This is a genomic window from Blautia sp. AF34-10, assembly GCF_003477865.1.
Taxonomy (GTDB): domain Bacteria; phylum Bacillota; class Clostridia; order Lachnospirales; family Lachnospiraceae; genus Fusicatenibacter; species Fusicatenibacter saccharivorans.
This window is the reverse complement of record NZ_QUED01000097.1, coordinates 1-699: the sequence shown is the minus strand read 5'-3', so window position 1 is coordinate 699 and position 699 is coordinate 1. Positions and strand designations below refer to the sequence as shown.

1 pseudogene is annotated in these 699 nt (G+C 31.6%); it reads right to left on the bottom strand.

The features are described 5' to 3' along the window. Nucleotides 1-439, bottom strand: a pseudogene (locus DWZ60_RS17045) (hypothetical protein); the annotation flags it as partial. Between the last annotated feature and the right edge of the window lie 260 nt (nucleotides 440-699).

Below are 699 nucleotides of genomic sequence, written 5' to 3'. Positions count from 1 at the left end.
TCTTAGAAATCAATATTGTATAAGAATACTCTGTTTGAGCAATCTTAAAATCAATTTCTTTAAATAGGGAAATACTTCCTTTGGGAGTAATTTTATATCCCCCTATTTTTAACATATCTTCCTTTAGCTCATCCTTTATTTGGATAATCTCCATACTTACTATAAAAACAACATAGCCTTCACACACTACAACGGTAACTATTTTTGCCCATAGCACATCTGGAACAAACATGTTCCAAGCTATAACAGGAAGCAAAGCTACTCCTACCGCAGTCACCAGTAGAAGCACCCTCCAAATATAATTTTTCTTTCTTTTTCCTTCATTAGTTAAATTTTCATCATAATAAAGATGACCTGGGGCTTCGAATGAGTTTAATAGAAATTCCTTTAAAAATGACACCAGAACCGCTCCCCAAGAAGATTTCTTTTGTTCCTTCATATTACCCAATCTCCTCTGCTATATGATTATTTTTCATTCTATTTTTTACTTAACTTATACATTAGCAAGATTTTTAGTTATTCTTCTAACAATATTTTTATCCCCGCTTTTTCTGCTTTATGCGAAAAGTCAACAGCAAATCCCCATCCCATCTCTGCAAATTGCCATTTCTTCGTTTTTTTGTAATTTTATAGATTTCAACTGTAGACACTTTATTTAATTCAGGATATACTTCTTAAGTGTAAGTATTTGTTTATTTC